General features: G+C 73.6%; 6 protein-coding genes and 1 pseudogene. 3 read left to right on the top strand and 4 right to left on the bottom strand.

Annotated features, from left to right (window positions below; genetic code table 11):
• Positions 1-88 precede the first annotated feature (88 nt).
• From AB0J68_RS22045 to AB0J68_RS22055, 3 genes are all read right to left on the bottom strand, one after another.
• Positions 89-1270 carry a hypothetical protein gene (locus AB0J68_RS22045; protein ID WP_363940295.1) on the bottom strand — a complete coding sequence of 394 codons (1182 nt, stop codon included), beginning with the start codon at positions 1268-1270 and terminating at the stop codon, positions 89-91.
• Entirely contained in the window at positions 1267-1824 is a 558-nt protein-coding gene (locus AB0J68_RS22050) for a SigE family RNA polymerase sigma factor (protein WP_355063308.1), read from the bottom strand. The genes AB0J68_RS22045 and AB0J68_RS22050 overlap by 4 nt, the downstream gene beginning before the upstream one ends.
• Before the next feature lie 68 nt (positions 1825-1892).
• The gene (locus tag AB0J68_RS22055; RefSeq protein ID WP_363940297.1) at positions 1893-2474 is read right to left on the bottom strand and encodes a TetR family transcriptional regulator; all 582 of its coding nucleotides are present in this window, start codon (positions 2472-2474) and stop codon (positions 1893-1895) included.
• Between the two features lie 107 nt (positions 2475-2581).
• Between AB0J68_RS22055 and AB0J68_RS22060 the strand changes: the two genes are divergently transcribed.
• Positions 2582-3739 carry an FAD-dependent oxidoreductase gene (locus AB0J68_RS22060; RefSeq protein ID WP_363940299.1) on the top strand — a complete coding sequence of 386 codons (1158 nt, stop codon included), beginning with the start codon at positions 2582-2584 and terminating at the stop codon, positions 3737-3739.
• A gap of 17 nt (positions 3740-3756) precedes the next feature.
• Here the strand turns inward: AB0J68_RS22060 and AB0J68_RS22065 are convergent, their stop codons facing one another.
• Entirely contained in the window at positions 3757-5013 is a 1257-nt protein-coding gene (locus tag AB0J68_RS22065) for an MFS transporter (RefSeq protein ID WP_363940301.1), read from the bottom strand.
• Positions 5014-5134: 121 nt separating this feature from the next.
• Between AB0J68_RS22065 and AB0J68_RS22070 the strand changes: the two genes are divergently transcribed.
• Together AB0J68_RS22070 and AB0J68_RS22075 are read left to right on the top strand one after the other, a co-directional pair.
• On the top strand, positions 5135-6922 hold the full coding sequence (locus tag AB0J68_RS22070) for an HSP90 family protein (protein ID WP_363940303.1): 1788 nt from the start codon (positions 5135-5137) through the stop codon (positions 6920-6922).
• A 2-nt stretch (positions 6923-6924) separates the two neighbouring features.
• Positions 6925-7775 (top strand): annotated as a pseudogene (locus tag AB0J68_RS22075) (hypothetical protein); the annotation flags it as partial.

Consider the following 7775-nt stretch of genomic DNA (forward strand, 5'->3'; position numbering starts at 1 on the left):
GCGGTGACCCACCTGCTCGACCTCGGTCGGGATCGCGCCAAGGGCTGCTGCCCGGTGTTGGGCTGGGACAACAAGGGCTCGACGACTCTCAGCCGGCCAGCGCCAGCACGCCGGGTAGGTCCCGGATGATCCCGGTGATCTCGCCGGTCTCCGGGTCCCAGCGAGCCAGGGCGGCCGGTTCCAGGCTGAGCAGCACCGCTCCCTTGTTGTCCCAGCCCAACACCGGGCAGCAGCCCTTGGCGCGATCCCGACCGAGGTCGAGCAGGTGGGTCACCGCGCCGGTACGGGAGTCCAGCACGGCCACCCCCTCGGCGCCGTCGATGTCGTTGTTGGTGATCATGGCGGCCCTCGCCAGGCGACCGCCGTGCAGCCAACCCCGGCCGTAGAACTCATTCACCTCGTACGGTGACGGCAGCACGCCGTCGGTTATCCGCTGCTCGGAGCGGATCGTGGCCTCGCGGGCGGACCGGTTGCGCAGCGTCAGGCTGCCCCGTTCGCCGATCATCTCGATCAGCGCCGCCTCGCGGCCGGCTTCCGGGTCGGGTGCCACCACGTTCCAGGCCGACACGTCGATGGTGCCTGCCGCCTCGGTGTCGCGCTCCACCGCGTACGTCCGGTTGCCGCCGCCGACCAGGACCCGGTCGTGCGCCCACACCACCAGCTCCAGGTAGCCGTCGAGCGGGATCCGGCGTACGCCCGCCGCGGTGAGGTCAACCATGATCAGCTCGTTGGTCTGCGGGAAGGCCGCCCAACGCCCGTCCGGCGACAACACTCCCGGCTGTACGGCGGTCGCCTCGTTGCCGTCCGCGTCCCGGGTCGGCGCCAGCGTCACCACGTCGAGACCGCGCACGACGCCGTCGTCGCCGAGGATCCGGACCGGGCCGTCCGCGCGGTTCTCCTCGTCGACGGGCTGAAACAGCGCCAACGCCCGCTGGACCGGTCGCTCGGACAGCGGCACGGTCGCCGGGCCGCTCAGCCGGTTCAGCGGATCGGGTGGGAACGTCAGCTCGGTCGGCGGACGCTGCACGGGATCGGCGTGGGTGGGCTCGACGGTCGGCGCCACCGTGTGGTTCAGGGGCGGACCGGGGGACGGCCGGCGGACGGCGACCGTGCCACCGCCGACCAGCACCACGGCCAGGACTGCCGCGCCGAGCACCCGTCGGGTACGACGCGTGCGCCGCGCCCGGTCCCAGCCGGCCGTCGCGGGCTTGCTGGGCAGCACGTCCTCCACGCTGACGGCGAACAGTTGGCGCAGATCCCGCTCGTTCACTGGTTCACCTCCAGGTCGGCGGTCGGGTCGCCGGAGCGGGTCGCGCCCCGGCTCGATCGGCCATCTCCGGTGAGATCGGGGGCGACCTCGCGAAGCCGGCGCAGCGCCATGTGGCACTGGCTCTTCACGGTGCCGACGGTCACCCCGAGCGCCTCCGCCGTGGCGACCTCGGTCAGGTCCTCGTAGTAGCGCAGCACCAGCACGGCCCGCTGCCGGGGCGGCAGCAGCCCCAGCGCGTCGTGCAGGGTCAGCCGCAGCGCGCCGTCACGGTCGGGGGCCACCTGCTCCGGCGGTGCGGGGCTGAGCCACTCCCGGCGTCGACGCCGCCACCACGACACCGCGTCCCGGTAGAGGATGGCCCGCACGTAGGCGGCGGGATCGCCGTCGCGGACGGAGGTCCAGCGCAGCGCCAGCTTCAGCAGGGCGTCCTGGAGAAGGTCCTCGGCCTGGTGCCGGTTGCCGCAGATCAGGAAGGCCGCACGCAGCAGGCGGTGCTGGTTGCTCTCCACGAAGGCGAGGTAGCCGTCGCGGCCGTCGTTCGCCGTCGATCCCATCCGCACCCCTTCCGGCCGCCACGGTGCGCGTCACCCGACAGACGCATGGGGAGGGGAAAAAGGTTGGGTCAGGTCTGCGGCAGCCCGGTCAGGTAGCGCTGGAGGGTCGGCGCGACCCAGGAGACCAGCTCCTCCGGGTCGACGTCCACCATCGGTGGGAGCCGGACGACGTAGCGGGTGAAGGCGAGGCCCAGGATCTGGCTGGCCACCAGGCCGGCACGCCGGGCGGTCAGCGCCGGGTCGGTGCCGAACGTGGCCACGGCCGCGGTGAGCTGGTCGGCGAAGATGCCGCGCATCCGTTCGGCCGCGCCCGGGTTGGTGCTGGCGGCCCGCAGCAGCGCCACAAGCGTCTCGTCGCCCTCCCACCGGGCGAGGAAGTGCCGGACCAGCACCTCGCCGAGCCGCTCGGACGACACGGCGGCCAGGTCGGGCAGGCGGAGGTCGAACTCGGCCGCCGCCGCGAACAGACCCTCCTTGCTGCCGTAGTACCGCATGACCATCGACGGGTCGATCCGGGCGTCGGCGGCGATGGCCCGGATCGTGGCGCGCTCGTATCCGTCGGCGGCGAACCGCTCGCGGGCTGCTCGCAGGATCGCCGCGCGGGTGGCGTCCGATCGGCGGGGGTGGGTCGGGTGGGCGGGCGCGGTCATGTCAACGACCGTATGCCAACGGTTGTTGACACACAACGACCGCCGTCCTAGCGTTGCCAACAACCGTTTGCCAACACCCGTTGGCAACAGTCGTTCCGGAGGTGGCCATGCTGCCCACGAGCACCGACGTCCTGGTGGTGGGTGCCGGCCCCACCGGCCTCGCCACCGCACTGACGCTGGCCCGTCGCGGGATCGACGTGACAGTGCTGGACCAGCAGGCCGAACCGCCACAGACGTCCCGCGCGGCCGTCGTGCACGCGTACACCCTGGAGGTGCTGGACCGGATCGGCGTCGCGGCGCCACTGGTGGCCCAGGGGGTGCGTGCGCCGCGCTTCACGGTCCGCGACCGGGACCGGACGCTGCTGTCGGTTCCGTTCCACCGGTTGCCGTCCCGTTTCCCCTACGCCCTGCTGGTCTCCCAGGCGGTCACCGAGGCCGTGCTCGTCGGGCAGTTGGCTGACCTCGGCGTCCGGGTACGACGGCCGTGCCGGCTGACCGACCTGAGCCCGACCGCCGACGGGGTGCTCGCGCGGGTCGACGGTGTGGACCTGCGCGCCCGGTACGTGGTCGGCGCGGACGGCCTGCACAGCACGGTCCGGCAGGCGGCCGGCATCGGCTTCGCCGGCCCCAGCGACGAGGAGTCCTTCGTGCTCGCCGACGTACGGGTCGACAGCGCGCTGCCCCGCGACGAGGCCGCGCTGTTCCTCGCCCGCCCCGGGCCGCTGGTCTGGGCGCCACTGCCGGACGGCGTGGTCCGGTTGGTCGCCGCTGTGCCGACGGCACCGCCCGAGCCGGATCGGGCGTACCTTCAGTCGCTGCTCGACGAGCGCGGCCCGACCCGCCGGCCCGACCGGGTGACCGAGGTGCTGTGGGGTTCCCGGTTCCGGGTGCACCACCGGATCGCCGACACCTTCCGGGCCGGGCCGGTGCTGCTGGCCGGAGATGCCGGACACGTGCACAGCCCCGCCGGCGGGCAGGGCATGAACCTCGGCATCTGCGACGCGGTGGCCCTCGGCACCGCGCTGGCCGAGGTGCTCGCCGGCGGCCCGGAGACGCTGCTCGATGACTACACCGCGCGGCAGCGCCCGATGGCCGAGGACGTGATGAGCTTCGCCGCCGGGCTGACCCGGCTGGCCACCACCTCCCCGGCCCGCCGACCGGCCCGCGACGCGCTGCTGCGGCTGCTCGGCGCCGTACCCCCGGTCCGGCAGCGGATCGCGCTGCGCCTGTCCGGGCTGTCCCACTCAGAACGCGGCACCGGCTGAGGTGGACGACGTGCTCCTCAACGCGACGGCTGGAGTGCTGTGCTGTCGTCGGTGGGGGCGACCACCGGCGGCACCGACGCGACCGGCCGCAGCGTTCGCCACGCCGCCAGCGTGACAAGCGCGAACGTGCCGGCCGCGGCGCCCGCCACCGGCACCGTCCCGTACGCGGCGGCGGCCAGCCCGGCGAGCGCCGCGCCGACGGGTGCGGTGAGCAGCCCGACCATCCGCTGTGCGGCACCCACCCGACCGAGCAGCCCGCCCGGCACGTGCCGCTGCCCGTACGACGCCGACAGGCTGTTCCACACGACGGTGCCGGCGGCGAAGACGGCCAGCGCGACCCCGCCCGGCACCGGTTGCCGGGCCAGCGCGAACACGACCAGCGCGACGGTCTGCGCGGCGAGCACCACCCGCAGCGCGGACACCGTGCCGAGCCGGGCGGCGAGTCGGCCCGCCCCGAGCGCCCCGCCCACGCCGCCGACAATGGCGCCCGCCGCGAACAGCCCGTATCCGGCCGCCGGCACGCGCAGCACGTCCAGCGCGTAGAGCACCATCACCGCCATCAGACCGCTGATCGCCAGGTTGCTCGCGGCGGCCAGCAGGGTGACCCGCCACAGTGTCCGGTCGCCGCGCAGCCAGCGCATCCCCTCGGCGATCTCGCTCCACACCGACCCGCGTCGGACGGCCGGCCCCGTGCCTGCGGTGGGCGTCGGAGTGAGGGCCAGCACGAGCAGGGCCGCCACCGCGAAGGTGACGGCGTCCAGAGCGAACGGCAGGGCGGGAGCGGTGGCGAAGAGGACACCGGCGGCCGGCGCACCGAGAAAGCCGCCGGCCACCGCGCTCCCCGCCTGGAGCCTTCCGTTCGCCCGGGGCAGCGCGGCCGGCGACACGACCGTGGGCAGCAGCGCGAACGAGGCCGAGTCGAAGAGGGTGCCCAACGCGGCGAGGAGGAAAGCGGCTGCCAGCAGCGTCACGACGGCAGCCCGGTCGAGGACGACCGCCACGGCCAGCGCCGCCACCACCGCCGCGCGTACGCCGTCGATGCAGGCCATCGTCCGTCGGCGGTCCCAGCGGTCCGCGTACACGCCGCCGAGCAGGCCGAAGAGCAGCGGCGGAAGCTGCCCGGCCACGGTGACCGCCGCGATGATCCGAGGGTCGCGGGTCAGTGTGGCGGCCAGCAGGGCCAGCGCCGGCGTGCGCAGCGCGTCCCCGAACCGGGACGAGACGGCGGCGGACCAGAGCAGCCGGAAATCCCGGCCCAGAGCGGAGGAGGTCATGCCGCCGACCGTGCCGGTTCGACCGGGTCGAGGGTCAAGCCGCCGGGCGAAAGGGGGACGCGGGCCGTCGGTGATCATCGGTACGGTGGGCGCCGGCATCGGGACCGGGGAGAACTCAGGCGTGGACCACACTTTCCAGGTCGACCTGCGTGGCGTGGTCGACCTGCTCAGCCATCACCTCTACGGCAGCCCACGGGTCTACGTCCGTGAGCTGCTCCAGAACGCCGTGGACGCGATCACCGCCCGGCGTACGACCGAGCCGGACGCACCGGCGCTGGTCCGCATCGAGCCGCCGGAGATCACCGGCGACGGCACCCTGCGGGTGTACGACACCGGCGTCGGCCTGACCGAGGCGCAGGTGCACGAGCTGTTGGCCACCATCGGCCGCAGCTCCAAGCGCGACGAGCTGGGCTTCTCCCGGCACGAGTTCCTCGGCCAGTTCGGCATCGGCCTGCTCTCCTGCTTCCTGGTCGCCGACGAGATCCAGGTGCTCACCCGGCACGGCGACAACCCCACGGTCCGGTGGACCGGGTACGCCGACGGCCGCTACGCCGTGACCGTGGCACCGCCGGAGGCCGCCCGCGTCGAGCCGGGCACCACTGTCACGCTGGTGCCCCGCCGCGACGCCGACCAGTGGTTCGCCACCCCGACCGTCACCGACCTGGCGCGGCTCTTCGGCTCGCTGCTGCCGGTCACCGTCCGGGTCGGCGACACGGTCACCACCACCGGCGAACCCCCGTGGGCGACCGCGCCGGGGGCACCGCTCGACCGCGCGGCGCTGATCAGGTACGCCCGGGAGACGCTCGGCGTGGAGCCGTTCGACGTGCTGCCGCTGGCCGTGCCGGAGGCCGGGCTGACCGGTGTCGCCGTCATCCTGCCCAGCCCGGTGAACCCGGCGGCCCGGGCCGGGCACCGCGTCTACCTCAAGCGGATGCTGCTCACCGAGAACGCCGACAGCCTGCTGCCGGACTGGGCGTTCTTCGCGCACTGCGTGGTCGACGCGACCGAGCTGCGCCCGACGGCCAGCCGCGAGGCCCTCTACGAGGACACCCTGCTCACCGCGACCCGGGAGGCGCTCGGCGACCAGGTACGCGGCTGGCTGGTCCGGCTGGCGCGACACGACCCGCACCGGCTGGCCGAGTTCCTCCAGGTGCACCACCTCGGCGTGAAGGCGCTGGCGCTGCACGACGACGAGATGCTCCGGCTGGTCGACAGGTGGTGGCCGATGGACACCAACGTCGGCACGCTCACGCTCGCCGAGTTCCGCGAACGCCACGGGGTGCTCCGCTACGCGGCCAGCCTCGACGAGTTTCGCCAACTCGCCGCCGTGGCCGCCGCACAGGACCTGGCGGTGGTGAACGCCGGCTACACGTACGACACCGAGCTGATCGAGCGGCTACCGGCGGTGGACCGGTCGGTGCTTATCGAACGGCTGGAGCCGAGCGACCTCACCACCCGGTTCGAGGCTCTCGACCCGCAGGTCGAACTGGCGCTGCGGCCGTTCCTCACCGCCGCGCAGCGGGCCGTCGAACGGTCCGGCTGCGAGGTGGTCATCCGGGCGTACGACCCGGTCTCGCTGCCCGCGCTCTACCTGGTCAGCCGGTCGGCGGCGTTCAACGACCAGCTCGCCGCCAGCCGCGACCGCGCCGACGAGCTGTGGGGCGGAGTGCTCGACGCGCTCGCCGCCACCGCCCCACCGGACCGCCCGCAACTGGTGCTCAACCACCGCAACCCGCTGGTCCGGCGGGTCACGATGCTTGGCGACCCGGAGCTGGTCGGCCTCGCCATCGAGGCGCTGTACGGGCAGGCGCTGCTGCTCGGCCACCATCCGATCCGCGCTGCCGACGCCGCGCTGCTGAACGATTCCTTCCTCGGCCTGCTCGGCCGGGCCGTGCCGGGACGGGAGTGACCATGAGCGACGAGGACCTGTGGCGGGTGCTGCGTGGCATCGCCGACATGCCGTACGGGGCGGGGCAGATCGCCGCGCTGGAGCAGTTGCTGCGCCGGGTCGACGCCGCCGACGACCGGCACCTCGCCTTCGTCACCCGGATGCAGGCCACCACCGGGTACGTCTACGGCGGTGAGCCGGCGAAGTCGTTCGTGACCTTCTCCTGGTGCCTGTCCGAGTTCGACCGCGACCCGCAGCCCTACCACCAGCGCCACCTGCACCAGTTGCTGTGGCACTTCAAGTACATGGTGTCCGGCCTGCTGAAGTTCCCCGAGGTGCCGCTGGACCGCACGTACGCGGTGCTCGACGACATGGAGCGGCGTTACCGGGCCGGCGGGCACAGCCTGCAGACCGTCCACAAGCACCGGTTCCGGGTCGCCGACCACGTGGGCGACGCCGAGGCCGCCGCGCACTGGTACCGGCTCTGGCAGACCACACCCCGCGACGAGCTGTCCGACTGCGCCGGCTGTGACCCGACGAGTCAGGTGGGCTACCTCGCCGACACCGGGCGGGACGCCGAGGCGGTGGCACTTGCCGAGCCGGTGCTCGCCGGCAGACTGACCTGCACCGAGCAGCCGCAGGCGATCCTCACGGCGCTCCTTCTGCCCTATCTGCGTACCGGTCGAGGTGAGTCGGCGCGCGACGCGCACCGGGAGGCGTACCGCAAGCTGCGCGGCAACCTCGCCGACCTGTGGGACATCGGCGACCACATCGAGTTCTGCACCCTGACCGGCAACGAGGCGCGGGCGGTCGAGCTGGTCGAGCGGCACCTGGACTGGCTGGACCGGCCGCCGTCGCCGGCCGCCGCCATGCA

The organism is Micromonospora sp. NPDC049580 (genome assembly GCF_040675595.1).
In the GTDB taxonomy this organism is placed as follows: domain Bacteria; phylum Actinomycetota; class Actinomycetes; order Mycobacteriales; family Micromonosporaceae; genus Micromonospora.